16 protein-coding genes are annotated in these 17,631 nt (G+C 67.9%); 9 read left to right on the top strand and 7 right to left on the bottom strand.

The features are described 5' to 3' along the window. Positions 1 to 13: 13 nt before the first annotated feature. Positions 14 to 925, top strand: a complete 912-nt coding sequence (locus AC5WS7_RS07705; protein ID WP_495953612.1) for a hypothetical protein — start codon at positions 14 to 16, stop codon at positions 923 to 925. Positions 926 to 937: 12 nt separating this feature from the next. Here AC5WS7_RS07705 and AC5WS7_RS07700 read toward each other — a convergent pair whose 3' ends face one another. Then, positions 938 to 1,702: an SDR family oxidoreductase gene (locus AC5WS7_RS07700; RefSeq protein ID WP_495953611.1), complete on the bottom strand. Its 765-nt coding sequence runs from the start codon at positions 1,700 to 1,702 to the stop codon at positions 938 to 940. Positions 1,703 to 1,959: 257 nt separating this feature from the next. Here AC5WS7_RS07700 and AC5WS7_RS07695 point away from each other — a divergent pair, with 257 nt between their 5' ends. After that, positions 1,960 to 3,591 (top strand): ABC-F family ATP-binding cassette domain-containing protein, encoded by a 1,632-nt coding sequence (locus AC5WS7_RS07695; protein ID WP_495953610.1) that lies wholly within the window; start codon positions 1,960 to 1,962, stop codon positions 3,589 to 3,591. On the opposite strand, the gene AC5WS7_RS07690 is transcribed toward AC5WS7_RS07695, so the two are convergent. Next, entirely contained in the window at positions 3,592 to 4,191 is a 600-nt protein-coding gene (locus AC5WS7_RS07690; RefSeq protein WP_495953609.1) for a dihydrofolate reductase family protein, read from the bottom strand. Positions 4,192 to 4,372: 181 nt separating this feature from the next. On the opposite strand from AC5WS7_RS07690, the gene AC5WS7_RS07685 reads away from it, so the two are divergent. Then, complete coding sequence (locus AC5WS7_RS07685; RefSeq protein ID WP_495953608.1) at positions 4,373 to 4,615, top strand: helix-turn-helix domain-containing protein; 243 nt, start codon at positions 4,373 to 4,375, stop codon at positions 4,613 to 4,615. A gap of 17 nt (positions 4,616 to 4,632) precedes the next feature. Here AC5WS7_RS07685 and AC5WS7_RS07680 read toward each other — a convergent pair whose 3' ends face one another. From AC5WS7_RS07680 to acnA, 5 genes are all read right to left on the bottom strand, one after another. Next, entirely contained in the window at positions 4,633 to 5,592 is a 960-nt protein-coding gene (locus AC5WS7_RS07680; protein ID WP_495953607.1) for an MvdC/MvdD family ATP grasp protein, read from the bottom strand. A gap of 12 nt (positions 5,593 to 5,604) precedes the next feature. Beyond that, a complete protein-coding gene (locus tag AC5WS7_RS07675) occupies positions 5,605 to 6,090 on the bottom strand; it encodes a hypothetical protein (protein WP_495953606.1) in 486 nt (161 codons plus the stop codon). 175 nt (positions 6,091 to 6,265) lie between these two features. Continuing rightward, the gene (locus tag AC5WS7_RS07670) at positions 6,266 to 6,682 is read right to left on the bottom strand and encodes an acyl-CoA thioesterase (RefSeq protein WP_495953605.1); all 417 of its coding nucleotides are present in this window, start codon (positions 6,680 to 6,682) and stop codon (positions 6,266 to 6,268) included. Between the two features lie 192 nt (positions 6,683 to 6,874). Then, positions 6,875 to 7,441 carry a TetR/AcrR family transcriptional regulator gene (locus AC5WS7_RS07665; RefSeq protein WP_067893399.1) on the bottom strand — a complete coding sequence of 189 codons (567 nt, stop codon included), beginning with the start codon at positions 7,439 to 7,441 and terminating at the stop codon, positions 6,875 to 6,877. 217 nt (positions 7,442 to 7,658) lie between these two features. Continuing rightward, positions 7,659 to 10,457 (bottom strand): aconitate hydratase AcnA, encoded by a 2,799-nt coding sequence (gene acnA / locus AC5WS7_RS07660; RefSeq protein WP_495953604.1) that lies wholly within the window; start codon positions 10,455 to 10,457, stop codon positions 7,659 to 7,661. 318 nt (positions 10,458 to 10,775) lie between these two features. Between acnA and AC5WS7_RS07655 the strand changes: the two genes are divergently transcribed. From AC5WS7_RS07655 to fabG1, 6 genes are all read left to right on the top strand, one after another. Further along, on the top strand, positions 10,776 to 11,375 hold the full coding sequence (locus AC5WS7_RS07655; RefSeq protein WP_495953603.1) for an Rv1476 family membrane protein: 600 nt from the start codon (positions 10,776 to 10,778) through the stop codon (positions 11,373 to 11,375). Positions 11,376 to 11,837: 462 nt separating this feature from the next. Further along, a complete protein-coding gene (locus AC5WS7_RS07650) occupies positions 11,838 to 13,214 on the top strand; it encodes an NlpC/P60 family protein (protein ID WP_495953602.1) in 1,377 nt (458 codons plus the stop codon). Positions 13,215 to 13,573: 359 nt separating this feature from the next. Beyond that, positions 13,574 to 14,728 (top strand): AAA family ATPase, encoded by a 1,155-nt coding sequence (locus AC5WS7_RS07645; protein WP_495953601.1) that lies wholly within the window; start codon positions 13,574 to 13,576, stop codon positions 14,726 to 14,728. A gap of 29 nt (positions 14,729 to 14,757) precedes the next feature. Next, positions 14,758 to 15,726, top strand: coding sequence for a DUF58 domain-containing protein (locus tag AC5WS7_RS07640; protein WP_495953600.1), 969 nt, complete (start codon positions 14,758 to 14,760; stop codon positions 15,724 to 15,726). After that, on the top strand, positions 15,723 to 16,724 hold the full coding sequence (locus AC5WS7_RS07635) for a VWA domain-containing protein (RefSeq protein WP_495953599.1): 1,002 nt from the start codon (positions 15,723 to 15,725) through the stop codon (positions 16,722 to 16,724). Before AC5WS7_RS07640 ends, AC5WS7_RS07635 begins: the two co-directional genes overlap by 4 nt. Before the next feature lie 146 nt (positions 16,725 to 16,870). Then, a complete protein-coding gene (fabG1, locus tag AC5WS7_RS07630) occupies positions 16,871 to 17,587 on the top strand; it encodes a 3-oxoacyl-ACP reductase FabG1 (protein ID WP_495953598.1) in 717 nt (238 codons plus the stop codon). The last annotated feature ends 44 nt before the right edge of the window (positions 17,588 to 17,631 follow it).

Here is a 17,631-nt window from a genome sequence, read left to right as displayed (position 1 = left end):
GAAGGACGCAGTGATGACGTATCCCCCCGGCTCGGACCCTTATGGGAATCCCGCGCCGCAATCACCCGATTCGCCCGGATGGGGGCAGGCCGGCGGCTACCAGCAGACGCCCGATGCCGGATGGGGCCGGAGCGGCGCCGGGCATCCCGCCCACCAGCCGCAGACGGGCTATCAGCAGTCGGCCTATCCGCCGCCCGGTGATGCCGGGCAGGGATGGCAGCAGCAACCGGGCTGGTCTCCGCAGCTGGGATATCCCAGTGGGTTCCCGCCGCCGCGCCGCAACAATACGGCGCTGATCGCCGGCGGAGCCGCCGGTGCTGTGGTGCTGGTGGTGATCGCCGTCGCCCTGGTCGTGGTGCTCAACCGGCATTCCGGGCACGACACCTCAGCGAGCCCGGCCGGCCCGTCGCTGGTATCCGCCACCAGCAGTTCGGCCACGACGACCGCTCCGGCGACCTCGTCCGCGAACCACTCGGGCCGATTCAGCTACACCGAGTACTCCCACGACTGGAATTTCAGCCTCGACGGCGTCCATCTGCATGCGGACTGGGTCTCGGGACAGGACCATCCCACCTGCGCCGATATCGAGAACGGCGGCAAGCTGACCGGCCTGGGCTGCCAGTACGCCGCGGAGATGGTGTATCGGGCGGAGAACGGCGGCATCATGCTCGCGCAGTACGTATTGGGCACCACCGGCACCGCCGACGCGAGAAATCTCGCGACCCAGTACGCCGACGACGATCTGAAGATGCGGCCCGGCACCTACATCGACCATTTCGCCGTCGGCAAGTGGCAGACCAAGGCCCAGGGGGATTTCGTGGTGCTCACGGTGGTGACCGCGACCAGCGCGGTCACCGAGGACACCGCGGCCAAGTACATGCACTATCTGGAGGCCGATATGGCCGGTGCGCTGCTGTTCCGTTGAGCGACGGTGGTCTCAGAGCCCGCCGGTGGCCAGCAGACCGCCGTCGACGCGCACGACCTCACCGGTGATCCAGGCCGCTCGATCCGAGACGAGGAAGGCGATCAGCGCGGCGACGTCCTCCGGATTGCCCAGCCGCTTCAACGGATACGGCGCGGCCGCGGCCTCCTCGTCGGCGGAGTAGAGGGCGTCGGCGAACTTGGTCTTGACCACCGCGGGCGCCACGGCGTTGACCCGGATGCCGGGGCCGAGCTGCCAGGCGAGTTCCTCGGTGAGCCGGATGAGCGCGGCCTTGGAGGCGCCGTACGCGGCGATCACTCCGCTGGAACGGATCCCCGCGACGCTGGCGACGTTCACCACCGCGCCGCCGTTGGCGCTCATCCAGGCCCGGTACGCCTCCTGGACGTAGCCGAGCGCGGCGACGACGTTGACGTCGAAGATCTTGCGCACCGCGCCCAGATCGGCCTCCATGAGCGAGCCGTAGACGGGGTTGATACCGGTGTTGTTGATCAGGATGTCCAGCGCGCCGAATTCGGCGACCGCGGTGGCCACGGCGTCCGCGCGTGCGGTCGCGTCGCCCGAATTGCCCGCGAGCGCGACGACCCGCCCCGCATGGCCGAGGCCGCGCAGTTCGGTGGCGGTCTCCTCCAGCGGTTCGGCTTTGCGGGCGGTGATCAACACGTTCGCGCCCTGGGCCAGCAATTCCGCCGCGACCGCCTTGCCGATACCGCGGCTCGCGCCGGTGACCAGCGCACTCTTGCCCTTCAGATCATCGCTCATACCTCCGCACGCTAGCCGATGGCCCGGTGCGGCGGGTAGACCCGGTCCGGTCCCGGAGCCCGTGCGCGCGCTCGGCGCACGGCCCGGACCGAGCGACGCGATCGGCGTTCGGGAAGCGCTGCGGGGCCCCGGTAGTGGTGCACGTTACGGCGGTCGATCGGGAGGATGGGTAAAATCGGTGGTTCTCGTGCGTTCTGTCGACGCACACTCGAGCTATCACCCCGTGACCGCACGAATTATTTTGCGAGGAGACTTTTGTGATCACCGCGACCGACCTGGAGGTCCGGGCCGGAATCCGCACGCTGCTGACCGCGCCCGGTTCGGCGCTGCGGGTGCAGGCGGGCGACCGGATCGGACTGGTCGGGCGCAACGGCGCCGGTAAGACGACGACGCTGCGCATCCTGGCCGGTGAGGGCGAGCCCTACGCGGGCACGGTCACTCGGTCCGGCGAAATCGGTTATCTGCCACAGGATCCGCGCGAGGGCAACCTCGACGTGCTGGCCCGGGACCGGGTCCTGTCCGCCCGCGGCCTGGACGCGCTGATCCGCGATATGGAAAAGCAGCAGGCGCGCATGGCCGAGGTGGCGGACGACGCCGAACGCGAGAAGGCGGTGCGCAAGTACGGACAGCTGGAGGACCGGTTCTCCGCGCTGGGCGGTTACGTCGCCGAGAGCGAGGCCGCGCGTATCTGCAACAGCCTCGGGCTGCCCGATCGCGTGCTGAATCAGCAGTTGCGCACCCTGTCCGGCGGTCAGCGCCGTCGTATCGAGCTCGCGCGCATCCTGTTCTCCGCCTCGGACGGTTCGGGCGGCCGCAGCGATCGGACGCTGCTGCTGGACGAGCCCACCAACCACCTCGACGCCGATTCGATCACCTGGTTGCGCGGCTTCCTGCAGAACCACGACGGCGGTCTGATCGTCATCTCCCACGACGTGGATCTGCTCGCCGACGTGGTGAACAAGGTCTGGTTCCTGGACGCGGTGCGCGGCGAGGCCGATATCTACAACATGAGCTGGAAGAAGTACCTGGACGCCCGCGCCACCGACGAGCAACGCCGGGTGCGCGAACGCGCCAACGCCGAGAAGAAGGCGAGCGCACTGCGGGCCCAGGCCGCCAAACTCGGCGCCAAGGCCACGAAAGCCGCTGCGGCGCACCAGATGTCCAAGCGCGCGGACCGGCTGCTCGCGGATCTGGACGAGGTGCGCGTGGCCGACAAGGTGGCCCGGATCAAATTCCCGGAGCCCGCGCCCTGCGGCCGCACCCCGCTGATGGTGACAGATCTGACCAAGCTCTACGGGTCCCTGGAGATCTTCACCGGTGTCAGCTTCGCGGTCGATCGGGGCAGCCGCGTCGTGGTGCTCGGCCTGAACGGCGCGGGTAAGACCACCATGCTCAAACTCCTTGCGGGAGTAGAGACTCCGACAGCGGGAGGGGTCGAGCCCGGCCGCGGTCTCAAGGTCGGCTATTTCGCCCAGGAGCACGACACCCTGGACGACAACGCCACGGTCTGGGAGAACATCCGGCACGCCTCGCCCGATGCGGGCGAACAGGAGCTTCGCAGCCTGCTCGGCGCGTTCATGTTCTCCGGTCCGCAGCTGGAACAGCCCGCGGGGACGCTGTCCGGCGGCGAGAAGACCCGTCTGGCCCTGGCCGGACTGGTCTCCTCCGCGGCGAATGTGCTGTTGCTGGACGAGCCAACCAACAACCTGGACCCCGTATCGCGCGAGCAGGTGCTGGACGCACTGCGCAGTTACGCCGGGGCCGTGGTGCTGGTGACCCACGATCCCGGCGCCGCCGAGGCGCTGAACCCGGAACGGGTCATCATGCTGCCCGACGGCACCGAGGACCACTGGTCGCAGGACTACCTGGAGCTGATCCAGCTCGCCTAGTCAGCGGAGGTTGTCGCGGGCCTGCTCGTAACCGCCCTCGAGCAGTTCGCCGGGGCCGTACACGGTGTGCACCACGCCGGTCTTGAACGTCGCCGAGCGCAGCAGGGTCAGCGGCAGCGGCGTATCGGCCTGTTCGAACAGACGCATACCCGAGCGCATCGCGATCGGGTGCACGAGCAGGTGCAGCTCATCGATCAGCCGTGCGGACAGCAGCTGCCGCACGATCGAGACCGAACCGCTCAGTCCGATATCGCCGCCGCGCTCCTGTTTCAGCGCGGTCACCGCGTCGACCAGATCACCTTGCAGCACCTCGGAATTGCGCCACTGCAGGTCGATCTCGCGGTGCGTGACCACGATCTTGCGGATGTCGCCGAAGTGCCGCGCCATCTCGGCGTCCGGACCGCCCTCGCGTTCGCGTTCGGGCCACGCGGCGGCGAAACCCTCGTAGGTCGTGCGGCCGAACAGCATGGTGTCCGCGGCGCCCATCTGTCCGGTGACCGCGGCGCCCATCTCGTCGTTGAAGTAGGGGAAGTGCCAGTCCTGCGGATCGGCGACGACGCCGTCGAGGGCGATGAAGAGTCCTGCGGTGATCCTGCGCATTGGGAGGCTCCTGTAGTCCGTTCGATGCTGTGTTCGGTTGTGCAGACGGCCTACGACGCCGAAAATTGTCGCCGATGCCGATTCCGGACAATTATCGTGAGGTTGATCACACGGAAGCGTTGATCACTGCATGCTTGTAGTTCTAGCCTTGAATCAGGCTGCAGGGCGACCGGAGGAAGCCATGAGTGACAGGCCCACACAGGGGAAATCCACGTTGGGTAAAGGTACGCGCGTGACCGGAAAGTCCCGCGACCGCTTGCAAACCCAGCTCAAGAAGCAGTACGAGGCGGGGGCAAGTATCCGCTCGCTGGCGCGCGAGACGGGGCGCTCGTACGGATTCATCCACAACGTGCTGGTGGAGTCGCATGTGCAACTCCGCAGCCGCGGTGGCGCCAATCGCCGGAAGACTGCGGCGAGTAAGTAATTCGCTCGGTGCGGTCCTCAGTCGAGCGGCACGCTCGCGTCACCGAGGACGAGATACCCTGCGAGACTGCGGAATATCGGCAAACCGGTCTTGATCTCGAGATAGGCGAACTGCCCCTGCGGGTTGACCTCCAGGAAGTAGTACTCGCCATCGGTTCCGAGGCGGATGTCCAGTACGCCGAAGGTCAGTCCGAGCGCGCCCATCACCGTGGCGATGGATTTGCTCACCGTCGCGGGCAGCCGTTCGGGGGTGAAGTCGACCGAGGTGTCCAGGCGTGAATCCACCCGTCCCACACCGGATTGCGAGTCGATCCGCACGGTCCACTCGACCCCGTCGATCCACACCACGCGCAGATCGCACTCGGCCTGGACGTAGTCCTGGAAGGTCGTGGGCGCCGATCGGATCGTCTCCAGCCGGGCCAGATCCGCGGGGGTGACCACGCGTGTCTCGGAGAATTCCGCGGGCCCGGTCCCGGTGCGCTTGTACACCACCGGCCCCGGCCTCGAGCCGACGAAGCTGCGCGCCTCGTCCGGATCGTTGGTGATCAGGGTCTCCGGGATGACGAATCCGGCGCGGCGGGCGGTCTCGAGTTGCACGATCTTGCGGGTCGCGGTGCGGTCGGTGCCGGGATCGTTGACCCAGACCGCCGGAATCGACCACAGCAACCCCTGCAGGAACCCGTCGCATTCGGCCTGCCGGTAGTCGTCGTCCGCGCGACGCATTCCGCTGGGCACCATCGCCTGATGCGGCCGGCGCCACCACACCGACGCGACCTCGTCCAGACCGCGCAGGTTCGACAGCGACCGTGCGGTACCCGCGCGGTCGAGCCGGAAACTACCGGTCTCGCGCGGGAAGTCGCGCATATCGAGCCGAATCGGGCTGACGCCGTGATGCTTTCGCAGAGTCGCGGCCATCGCGTCGGCGTGCAGGTCGTCGGCCTCGGTGACGATCAGCACCGACCCGGTCGCGCGGGCCATCGGACGGACCTCTCAGTCGAGACTGTCGCAGGCCATCGCGTCGTCGCTGCGCGCGAACGAACGAGTCTGACTGCGAGTCATGGTGACCCCGCCGACGGCCGGATCGGTCGGCAACTGCAGATCGCGCGCCCAGCGTTCGGTCAGGCGGGCCAGCAGATCGTCGCCGCGGGCGGGAGAGTGCTGCTGCGGCAACGTCATCGGGCGGTCGGTGAGCTCGATGCGCAGCCGCCGGGTGAAGTCCGCGGTGGCGCCCGCCCGGATGCGCACTCGCACCGGACGCGCGCCCGGATCGCCATCCGCGTGCGGCACCGCGGACCCCACCAAATCGATGCCGAGGACATCCGCTCGATCGAAGGTCCAGGTGCCCTCGTGCACGCGTACGCTCACCGCCCGCGTCGATTCGGCTATCAAATAGCCGGACAGTAGCGGCGCAACCTCCTGGCTATCGGGACGTGGCCCAGAAGAGGTGGACACGGTGGGATGGACAGCATCGGTCATGGGGCTGGTCTCCGATCTGCTCGCGGTTTGCCACGGAAGCCGAGCGTGCCCTGGATCATATCCCGATCCGCCCGCTGACCGGTCGGCAACGAAAGAATTCCGCTGCGCCGGGATTCGGTCGCGGGAACCCGGAATGCGCTATCGCGGAGAGTTTTTCGGTTGACCGCTCAACGCTTCACAGCCCCAGGACGTCCGCGGACTCGGACAGCTCGCGGAACCGCTCGATCGGATTCGGAACGAGTTTGCGTGCGGTGAGATCCATCAGGCCGGTGACGACCGTGAACTCGGCGGACACCGTCCCGTCGAGTTTGCGGATCTGCTGGTTGATCCGGAACACCTTGCCCTCGCCCCATTCGAATTCGCAGGTGACGGTGACCTCGTCGCCCAGATGCAGCTCACGCAGATGGCGCACGGTCGACTCCAGCACCACCGGGCCGAGGCCCGCGTGCAGCATCTTGTCCGGCACGAGGCCGGCCGCGCGCAACGCCTCCCAGCGGGCGTGTTCGGCGTATTGGTGATAGACGGCTTGATTCATATGGCCGTTGACATCGAGTTCGTAGCCGCGCACGGTAACGGGGACAGCAAAGGTCATAATTCGGCCAACGTGTGCTGAATGCCCGCTATTTCCGGCCGGGCAGTGGCGTCGGACACGATGTGCCGGGACCGGTCGGAATTCATTTCACCCGCCCACCCCGGCGATGGCAGTGTGCGCAAACCGGCGTTCGCCGCAATATCGCAACGCGTGCTTTTTTGCATCGAGTGCCATCGCGGGAGGATTTTCGGCTCAGCCCTTGCGGCGCACGGAGGCTTCGACCAGATCGAGCACGGCCGTGAGGTTGTCGTTCGTGTGGCCGGAGGCGATGCGGGCGATGAGCCCGTCGAGCACCAGATCCAGGTAACCGAGCAGGACGTCGGTCGGCACGTCGTCGCGCAGCGCACCCGCGGCCTTGCGGCGCTCGAGGCGGGCCAGGGTGGCCGCGGTCAACTCGGCCGAACGCTGGGTCCAGCCCGCGGCGAACTCCGGATCGGTCCGCAGCCGCCGGGCGATCTCCAGCCGGGTGCCGAGCCAGTTGTACTGCGCCGGATCGGCCAGCATCTCCCGCATGACCTGCACCAGCCCCTGGTTGGCGGCGATATCGGCCATCCGCTCGGTGTCCTCCTGGGCCAACGCCAGGAACAACGCGTCCTTGTCGCGGAAGTGATGGAAGATCGCGCCGCGGGACAGCCCGATGGCTTCCTCCAGACGGCGCACGGTGGCGCCCTCGTAGCCGAATTCGGCGAAGCAGCGCCGCGCTCCGTCCAGGATTTGGCTGCGCCGGGCGGCGAGATGGTCCTCACTGACCTTGGGCATGGGCTCCTCCAGCGGAATACAGCGCGCTGCGCCGGGGTCGACCGGCGCAGAGTTCAACGGTACAAGGTCGGGGATGGGGCGCCTGCGGATGAGATGTGCACCCGCCCAACCCGTTCGGAGCGAGTCGTACGAGAGGTATTCGGAACCGGCGCGTGGTCCGGCGGTCGGAACTTCCGAGTTTCGACCGCCGGACCAGACGCCGCCGGGGCGGGAGATCCTAGCCGTTGATCATGTTGCGCAGGACGTACTGCAGGATGCCGCCGTTGCGGTAGTAGTCCGCCTCACCGGGGGTGTCGATGCGCACGACCGCGTCGAAGGTGATCTTGTCGCCGTTCTCCTTGGTGGCGGTCACCTTCAGGGTCTTGGGCGTCTTGCCCTCGTTCAGCTGGGTGATCCCCTCGATGTCGAAGGTCTCGGTGCCGTCCAGCTTCAGCGAGGCGGCCGACTCGCCGGCCGGGAACTGCAGCGGGATGACGCCCATGCCGATCAGGTTCGAGCGGTGGATGCGCTCGAACGACTCGGTGATGACCGCGCGCACACCCAGCAGGCGGGTGCCCTTGGCGGCCCAGTCGCGCGAGGAGCCCGAGCCGTATTCCTTGCCGCCGAGCACGACCAGCGGGATGCCCGCTGCCTGGTAGTTCTGCGAGGCGTCGTAGATGAACGCCTGCGGGCCGCCCTCCTGGGTGAAGTCACGGGTGTAACCGCCCGAGACGTCGTCCAGCAGCTGGTTGCGCAGCCGGATGTTGGCGAAGGTGCCGCGAATCATCACCTCGTGGTTACCACGCCGTGAACCCAGCGAGTTGTAGTCCTTGCGCTCGACGCCGTGCGCGTCCAGGTACTGCGCGGCCGGGGTTCCGGACTTGATCGGACCAGCCGGGGAGATGTGGTCGGTGGTGACCGAATCGCCCAGCAGTGCCAGCACGCGCGCGCCCTTGATGTCCTCGACCGGCGCGGGCTCCAGTTCCATGCCGTCGAAGTACGGCGCCTTGCGGACGTAGGTCGAGTTCTCGTCCCACGCGAAGGTGTCGCCGGCCGGGGTCGGCAGGTTCTGCCAGCGCTCGTCGCCCTTGAACACGTCGGCGTAGGACTTGCGGAACATGTCCTGGCTGATCGCCGACTTGATGGTGTCGTCGATCTCCTGCGAGGAAGGCCAGATGTCCTTCAGGAAGACGTCCTTGCCGTCCTTGTCCTTGCCCAGCGCGTCGTGCTCGAAGTCGAAGTCCATGGTGCCCGCGAGCGCGTACGCGATGACCAGCGGCGGGGAGGCCAGGTAGTTCATCTTCACATCGGGGGAGATGCGGCCCTCGAAGTTGCGGTTGCCGGACAGGACCGCGGTGACGGTGAGGTCGTTGTCGTTGACCGCCTTGGAGATCTCCTCCGGCAGCGGGCCGGTGTTGCCGATACACGTGGTGCAGCCGTAACCGCCCAGGTAGAAGCCCAGCTTCTCCAGGTACGGCCACAGGCCCGCCTTCTCGTAGTAGTCCGAGACCACCTGCGAGCCGGGCGCCATGTTGGTCTTCACCCACGGCTTGCTGGTCAGCCCCTTCTCCACGGCGTTGCGGGCGAGCAGGGCCGCGCCGATCATGACCGACGGATTGGAGGTGTTGGTGCAGGAGGTGATGCCCGCGACCGCGACCGCGCCGTGGTCCAGGATGAAGTCGCCGCGCTCGGCGCTGCGCACCCGGATCGGCTTGGAGGGGCGGCCGGTGCTGCCGTTGGCGGCGGTCGCCAGGGCCGCGTCGTCGTCGGCGAAGGACAGCTCGGCCGGATCGCTGGCCGGGAACGACTCCTCGATCGCCTCGTCGAGCTTGGAGTGCGGGGCGGCCTCGGGGTCGTTGGTGTAGTTGTGGATGTCCTTGCGGAACGCGATCTTGGACTCCGACAACAGGATTCGGTCCTGCGGGCGCTTGGGTCCGGCGATCGAGGGCACCACGGTGCCCAGGTCCAGCTCGAGGTACTCCGAGTAGGCGGGCTCGTGATCGGCGTTGTGCCACATGCCCTGTTCCTTGGCGTACGCCTCGACGAGCGCGAGCTCCTCGTCGGTGCGACCGGTCAGGCGCAGGTAGTTGATGGTTTCCTCGTCGATCGGGAAAATCGCCGCGGTGGAACCGAATTCGGGGCTCATGTTGCCCAGGGTGGCGCGGTTGGCCAGCGGCACCTCGGCCACGCCCTTGCCGTAGAACTCGACGAACTTGCCGACCACGCCGTGCTTGCGCAGCATGTCGGTGACGGTGAGCACGACGTCGGTCGCGGTCACACCCGGCTGGATCTCACCGGTCAGCTTGAAGCCCACCACGCGCGGAATCAGCATGGACACAGGCTGACCCAGCATCGCGGCCTCGGCCTCGATCCCGCCGACGCCCCAGCCCAGGACGCCCAGGCCGTTGACCATGGTGGTGTGCGAGTCGGTGCCGACGCAGGTGTCGGGGTAGGCCTGCCCGTTGCGGACCATGACCACGCGCGCGAGGTACTCGATGTTGACCTGGTGCACGATGCCGGTGCCCGGCGGCACGACCTTGAAGTCGTCGAAAGCGCCCTGGCCCCAACGCAGGAACTGGTAGCGCTCACCGTTGCGCTGGTACTCCAGGTCGACGTTGCGCTCGAAGGCGTCCGCGGTGCCGAACACGTCCAGGATGACCGAGTGGTCGATGACCATCTCGGCGGGCGAGAGCGGGTTCACCTTGTTCGGGTCGCCGCCCAGGGTGGTCACGGCCTCGCGCATGGTGGCCAGGTCGACCACGCACGGCACACCGGTGAAGTCCTGCATGATGACTCGCGCGGGGGTGAACTGGATCTCGGTGTCCGGCTGCGCGGAGGGATCCCAACCGGCAATGGCGCGAATGTGATCCGCGGTGATGTTGGCGCCGTCCTCGGTGCGCAGCAGGTTCTCGGCGAGGACTTTCAGTGCGTAGGGGAGTTTTTCGGTGCCGGGCACGGCGGAGAGGCGGAAGATCTCATACGACCGATCTCCGACCTCGAGGGTGCCCTTGGCGCCGAATGAATCGATGGTCGTCATACGTTCAGCTCCACTCTGGGGTTGATCGGGCCCTTGTGCGGGGCCCTTCGTGGTTACGCAAGCTTCCTCCTTCGGGCCCTGACGCGAAGGGCCCTGGCGAGGTGGCCGTCGGCGGGGCTGTGCCGGCGGCTCGGTCGAGGGCCGACAGCCGTGCGCCCTCATGCTGCCCAGGCTAACAGTACGCTTGTCCTGTGAAACGTGCGGGGGGCGTACCGCGCGGCGCGCCCGCAAACATCATGCACCGGTCGCGTACTGTGCATCCATGCGTTTCGGCGCAGCCTCGCTTGTCGCGCCGATGTGGCGCGGATCGTGTGACATGTGTTGGAAGCCAGTCGCCCCGGTTGGCGACTCGACGAGACCGGATGGAAGATGACCGTCACCTTTGCCTCGGTTGGTACGCCCAGGGCCGCGGAGATCCCGCCCGAGGTCGATGTGCACACCATCCTCGCGCACCTGGCAGCGGATCACGTCTACGTGCCCAAGGGAGACGACCCGAGCGATCTGGAGTCTGTGGTCGCCGAGACCCGGGAAAACGGGATCTCGCTGAGTGTGGTGGTGGTTCCGGGCAATCCGTCGCCGGATTCGAGCCTGCGCGACCTGGCCACCCGGGTCGGCAAAACCGAGCACGGCACCGTTCTGGTGCTCAGCGACGACTGGGCGGGCACCTACAGTGACACCTACAGCCGGTACCGCCTGGAGAAGGCCGAGGACATCGCCAAGAACCGGCACGGCGGCCACAGTGTCGAGGCGACGCAAGCGTTCGTGCACAGTCTCGAGGCCGACGGAACGATCTCGTGGCCGGTGCTGACGTACGTGCTGCTGCTCGGCGTCCTGGTCGTGACCGGCGGGTTGTATCTGGTCAAGCGGCGCCGTGCCGAGGCCGCGCCGGATCGCTTCGCGGGCGATCCGGCGCGCTGAGCCGGTCGCGGTGAAACCGGGTCGCGTCGGCAACGCACCGGCCCGGCGGGTTGGGCATTCGGCCCGGAAAATACGCCCCGCAGGGCTGATTCGACGTACCTGAACTACCCGTTTCGGGCAGAAAGCAGGCGAACGGTCGGTTCTCTGCGGGGATTTCTGTCGCGCTTCCAGTTATCTGTAAGCAATCGACAAATTACGCGAATGTGATTACGTCGTGTGTGTTCTCTCCGAGACTTATGTGTCGTACGGTTTCGAATGACACTCTTGGGGAAGAAGTGTCATAAGGGTACGCAGCGACCAGTGTTGAGCAGGGGAGTCGCTGATGCTCATGAGGTGATGTCCCATGTCTATCACCCCATGTGAAGGTCCCGGTGACGCTTCGCTTCCCGGGAACGCGGTGTGGATCCAGGGAGGTGGGTGCGCGTGGCCGAGACGATTCGAGGGGGGTCGTCAAGGATTGCTTTGGGATTGCTGGTGTGCGCCGCCGTGCTGATCGCGGTGACGCCCGTCGCCGGCGCGGTGCCACCGCCCCCGCCCAACCCCAGCGACAACGACATCGCCGCGGCCGGCGCCCAGGTGACCAGCGGGGTCAATCAGGTCGGAGCACTGATCAACGATGTGGCCGCGGTCGGGCAGCAGATCCAGCAGTTGGACTCGGTCGTCGCGCAGAAGCGCGAGGCGGTGAACAAGGCGCTGGTGGACCTGCAGTCGGCTCGGGAACGGGCCGATGCGGCAGCGGCGGCGGTCGCCGGGACGCAGCGTGCGCTCGCGGACTCGGCCGCGGCGGTCGACCAGGCGCGTGCCAATTTCGACAAGTTCGCCGAACAGGCCTATATGAGCCCGGGCTCGGATTCGATGGTCAACTACCTGTCCGGCGGCGGTCCGGACCGGTCCCTGGAGCGGGCGCAATTGCTGAGCGTGGCCTCGACTTCCCAGGACGCGGCGCTGAACGGCATGCGACGCGCGCAGATCGAGCGTGCCAACGCCGATTCGTCGGCGCGACAGGCCAAGCAGACGGCCGATACCGCCGCCGCGGCCGCGGAGACGAAGAAATCCGAGGCCCAGACCGCCGTCACCGCCGCCGAATCGGCGGTGAACGAGCAGACCGCGCAGCGCGACGCGCTGATCGAACAGCGTGATGTGGCCCAGCAGCGCTTGGACGCGGCGCGCCAGCAGGTCAACGGCTTACAGGGCGAGCGCGCGGCATACGAGGAATGGGACCGGCAGCGGCGGGCCGAGGAAGTCGCGGCCGCCGCGGCGGCCGCGACCGCGGCGGTGCGCGCCGCATCCGATGCCGCGGCACGGGAACGGGCCGAAGAACTCGGCGACGGTAAACGTCCGCACACGCAGCTCGACGATGACCCGGCCCCGCACAGATCCATGCCCGACAAGCCGTCACGCCCGGACGGCACGCCCGCGGAGCTGATCGAGATGGTGGTCGACCGCGCGATGTCGCAACTCGGGGTCACCTACGCCTGGGGCGGCGGAAACGAGGACGGGCCCACCAAGGGCATCCACGACGGTGGTGTCGCGGATAGGTACGGCGATTACAAGAAGACCGGTTTCGACTGCTCGGGCCTGATGGTCTACGCATTCGCCGGCGTCGGGATCTCGCTGCCGCACTACAGCGGTTATCAGTATCAGATGGGCACCAAAGTGCCTGTGTCCCAACGTGAACGCGGCGACATGCTGTTCTGGGGACGGAACGGCAGTGAGCACGTGGCGCTGTATCTGGGCAACGGGAAGATGATCGAGGCGCCGGAATCCGGTGAGGTGGTGCGGGTTACGGCCGTGCGCACGAGCGGGATCATGCCGAAAGCGGTGCGCCTGATCAGCTGACCCGATCCGGTATCGGATCGCGTGCGTCGCCCGGACGCACCCGATAACGCCGTGGCGTCCGCTCACGTCGCGGGACCGATCGCGTGGTCGCATCCGGTTGCGTTGTCACTCGCGGCCCGGCGCGGACGGTGGCCCGGCGTCCCGGGTTTTCGGTGGCCGGCCCGGTGGTCGGCGCGTACGGTGTCCGGCAAGGGCGGGGAGGCCGGGAATCGCGCGGTCACACCCGCCGACGGGCCCGGTGCCAACACGCAGCCCGGTTGCGGCACCATGGGCCGGAACCTGGAATAGTTGTGGCAGCACGCACAAAGACCAACGTGAAAGCGGGGAGTTTGGTGACTTCGACTGACGGTGCAGGCGCAGTGGATTCGGTGAAGGATACGCCCGAGCCGGCGCCGAACACCCTCGAGCGCGATGTCCAGACCCTGGAAAAGGCGATTTACGAGGTGAAGCGGGTCATCGTCGGGCAGGACCGGCTGGTGGAGCGGCTGCTCGTCGGCGTGCTGGCCCGCGGTCACGTGCTGCTCGAAGGTGTGCCCGGCATCGCCAAGACGCTGGCGGTGGAGACGTTCGCCAAGGTCGTCGGCGGTAGCTTCTCCCGCGTGCAGTTCACCCCCGATCTGGTGCCCACGGACCTGGTCGGTACCCGCATCTACCGGCAGGGCCGGGAGGAGTTCGACACCGAACTCGGTCCCGTCGTCGCGAATTTCGTGCTCGCGGACGAGATCAACCGCGCTCCGGCCAAGGTGCAGTCGGCCCTGCTCGAGGTGATGGCCGAGCGGCACGTGTCGATCGGCGGCAAGACCTATCCGATGCCCGATCCGTTCCTGGTCATGGCCACCCAGAACCCGATCGAGAGCGAGGGCGTGTACCCGCTGCCCGAGGCGCAGCGCGACCGGTTCCTGTTCAAGGTGATCGTCGACTACCCCTCGGTGGAGGAGGAGCGCGAGATCATCTACCGGATGGGGGTCACCCCGCCCGAGCCCAAGAATGTCCTGCAGCCGCAGGAGCTGATCCGGCTGCAGCAGCTGGCCGCCACCACGTTCGTGCACCATGCGCTGGTCGACTACGTCGTCCGGGTGATCGCCGCGACCCGCAAACCGGCCGAATTCGGGCTCGACGACGTCGCGGGCTGGGTCGCCTACGGCGCCTCGCCGCGTGCCAGCCTGGGCATCATCGCCGCCGCGCGCGCGGTCGCGCTGATCCGCGGCCGCGACTACGTGGTGCCGCAGGATGTGGTCGAGGTGATCCCGGACGTGCTGCGGCACCGCTTGGTGCTGTCCTACGACGCACTGGCCGACGAGGTCAGCCCCGACGACGTGATCCGTCGCGTTCTGCAGACCGTCGGCCTGCCGCAGGTCGCGGCGCAGGCCAACGCGCCGGCCGCGGTCCCGGCCGGCGCGCCGGGCGCCCCGATGCCGCCCTCGGGCCCGCACGGCGCCGCGCCCGCGCCGCAGCAGGCGGTTCCGCAGCCGCCCGCGTCGCCGGTGCCGAACGGCCAGCCGCACCGTCAGTGAGGCGCGAGGTGCAGGATTCGGTTGCGCCGGTGACGATTTCGTCGAACACTCCCGCACACGCCCCGCCTTCCTTCCGGGGCGGGGATCTGTCCGACCCGCGGCTGTCCGCCGCGCTGAAAACGCTCGAGCTGACCGTGCGGCGCCGCCTCGACGGCGTGCTGCACGGTGATCACCTCGGCCTGATTCCGGGACCGGGCTCGGAGCCGGGCGATGCCCGGCTGTACCAGCCGGGTGACGATGTGCGCCAAATGGATTGGTCGGTGACCGCGCGCACCACCCATCCGCACGTACGGCAGATGATCGCGGACCGCGAACTCGAGACGTGGCTGGTGGTCGACCTGTCCGCGAGTCTGGATTTCGGCACCGCGGGCTGCCAGAAGCGTGATCTGGCCGTGGCCGCGGCCGCCGCGATCACCCATCTGACCAGCGGCGGCGGCAACCGGATCGGCGCGATCGTGGCCACCGGCGATCGCCTGGTGCGACTGCCCGCCCGCAGCGGGCGCATGCACGCGCAGGCGATGTTGCGCCGGATCGCCACCACCCCGCGCGCCGCGGACGGCGTGCGCGGAGATCTGCGCGGCGCGATCGAATCGCTCCGCCGCCCGCAGCGCAAACGTGGTCTGGCCGTGGTGATTTCGGACTTCCTCGGCGACCTGGATTGGCAGCGCTCGCTGCGCGCGGTTTCGGGCCGGCACGATCTGCTCGCGGTCGAGGTGCTCGATCCGCTGGATCTGGATCTGCCCGACGTCGGTGACGTCGTGCTGCACGATCCGGAGACCGGCCACACCCGCGAGTTCACCGTAACCCCAACGCTGCGAGCCGATTTCACGCGAGCCGCGCAGCTGCACCGTCAGCAGGTGGAGTCCGAACTGCGCGGATGCGGCGCGCCGGTGATGCGGTTGCGCACCGATCGCGACTGGATCGCGGACGTCGTCCGGTTCGTGTCCACCCGGCGCCACACCTTCGGCGCCCCGACCGGGCAGGTACCCGTTCAGTGAGTATTTCGCACTTCACCGCGTCGATCTGGCTGCTGTTCCTGATCGTCGTCGCGCTCATCGCGCTGCTGTACGTGCTCGTCCAACGTCGCCGCAAGCGGCATATGCTCCGGTTCGCGAATATGGAGCTGCTGGAGGGCGTGAGCCCGAAGGGGCCCAGTGCGTGGCGGCACGCCCCGGTGGTACTGATGCTGGTCGGGCTCGTGCTGCTGACGGTCGCGGCGGCCGGGCCGACCATGGCGAAGAAGGTTCCGCGCAACCGGGCCACGGTGGTGCTCGCCATCGATGTCTCGCTGTCGATGGAGGCCACCGACGTCAAGCCCAGCCGCATCCAGGCGGCGAAGGAGGCCGCGGGCCGGTTCATCGACTCGATGCCGCACGGAATCAACCTCGGGCTGGTCAGTTTCGCCGGAACCGCCTCGCTGCTGGTCAATCCGACCACCAATCACGACACGGTCAAGGCGGCGGTGAACAATCTGCAGCTCGCCGAGCGCACCGCGACCGGCGAGGGCATCTTCACCAGCCTCAGCGGGATCGACACCCTGGCCACGGTGCTCGGCGGCGGGTCCTCGCCGCCGCCGGCGCGCATCGTGCTGATGTCCGACGGTAAGCAGACCGTGCCGGACGCGGACGATGTCGACAATCCCCGGCACGAGTTCGTGGCCGCGCGACTGGCCAAGCAGAAGGGGGTGCCGATCTCGACGATCTCGTTCGGCACCCAATGGGGCGTGGTCGACATCCCCGACGGCTCCGGCGGCTCGAAGGGGCAGCCGGTGCCCGTCGACGACGACGCACTGCACAAGGTCGCCGACCTGTCCGGCGGACAGTTCTTCACCGCGACCTCGCTGCAGGAACTCAACAACGCCTACGACAAGCTGCAGAGCCAGATCGGGTACGAAACGGTCGTCGGTGACGCCAGCCGGCCGTGGCTGCTGCTGGGTCTGCTGATCAGCGCGGCCGGTGTCGTGACCGGTCTGGTGTACCGTCAGCGCCTGCCCTGACCGAGACGAAAACCGTTGTGGCGGACGCCGTCTCATCGCTCCGGGCGATGCGGGCGGCGTCCGTCGCCGGATCGGCGGCACATCGCCCGGGGGCTACCGCGCCCCCGCGGTAGGCGTTTGCGTACCGACGCGTTAAGTTTGGCCCTATGCCTACAACTTCCAGGTCGGTACTCGTCACCGGTGGCAATCGCGGCATCGGGCTCGCGGTCGCGCAGCGCCTGGCCGCCGACGGACACAAGGTCGCGGTCACCCATCGTGGTTCCGGAGTGCCGGACGGGCTGTTCGGCGTGAAATGCGATGTGACGGACGCGGAATCGATCGATCGCGCATTCGGCGAGGTCGAGGCGCACCAGGGTGCGGTGGAGGTGCTGGTCGCCAACGCGGGCATCGTGGACAACACGCTCCTGATGCGGATGAGCGAGGAGCAGTTCGCCCGCGTGATCGACGCCAACCTGACCGGCGCCTGGCGGGTCGCCAAGCGGGCCAACCGCGCGATGTTGCGGGCCCGGTGGGGCCGGATCGTGTTCCTCGGTTCGGTGGTCGGCCAGATGGGCATGGCCGGACAGGTGAACTACGCGGCCGCCAAGTCCGGTCTGGTCGGCATGGCCCGCGCGATCACCCGGGAGATCGGCTCGCGCAACATCACCGCCAATGTCGTCGCGCCCGGTTTCATCGATACCGATATGACCCGCGAGGATATGACCGACGACATGAAGGAAGTCGCGCTGAAGGCGATCCCGGCCGGGCGCATCGGCGACCCGAAGGAGGTCGCCGGGGTCATCAGCTTCCTGGCCTCCGACGACGCCTCCTACGTCTCCGGCGCGATCATCCCGGTCGACGGCGGCCTGGGCATGGGGCACTGACCGGGTTTCGCACCCCGCGTTCGGCTGTTCACACCGTCATATCC

This window comes from Nocardia sp. PLKS1-43 (assembly GCF_059510335.1).
Note: the sequence above shows the minus strand (reverse complement) of the source record. Positions and strands in the feature narration are given on the sequence as shown.

Bases quoted from the DNA above. Each gene is read 5' to 3' on its own strand.
- AC5WS7_RS07670 (WP_495953605.1), bottom strand. From the start codon at position 6,682: ATGACCTTTGCTGTCCCCGTTACCGTGCGCGGCTACGAACTCGATGTC.
- fabG1 (WP_495953598.1), top strand. From the start codon at position 16,871: ATGCCTACAACTTCCAGGTCGGTACTCGTCACCGGTGGCAATCGCGGC.
- AC5WS7_RS07705 (WP_495953612.1), top strand. From the start codon at position 14: ATGACGTATCCCCCCGGCTCGGACCCTTATGGGAATCCCGCGCCGCAA.
- AC5WS7_RS07680 (WP_495953607.1), bottom strand. From the start codon at position 5,592: ATGGCCCGCGCGACCGGGTCGGTGCTGATCGTCACCGAGGCCGACGAC.
- AC5WS7_RS07690 (WP_495953609.1), bottom strand. From the start codon at position 4,191: ATGCGCAGGATCACCGCAGGACTCTTCATCGCCCTCGACGGCGTCGTC.
- AC5WS7_RS07675 (WP_495953606.1), bottom strand. From the start codon at position 6,090: ATGACCGATGCTGTCCATCCCACCGTGTCCACCTCTTCTGGGCCACGT.
- AC5WS7_RS07685 (WP_495953608.1), top strand. From the start codon at position 4,373: ATGAGTGACAGGCCCACACAGGGGAAATCCACGTTGGGTAAAGGTACG.
- AC5WS7_RS07665 (WP_067893399.1), bottom strand. From the start codon at position 7,441: ATGCCCAAGGTCAGTGAGGACCATCTCGCCGCCCGGCGCAGCCAAATC.
- AC5WS7_RS07700 (WP_495953611.1), bottom strand. From the start codon at position 1,702: ATGAGCGATGATCTGAAGGGCAAGAGTGCGCTGGTCACCGGCGCGAGC.
- acnA (WP_495953604.1), bottom strand. From the start codon at position 10,457: ATGACGACCATCGATTCATTCGGCGCCAAGGGCACCCTCGAGGTCGGA.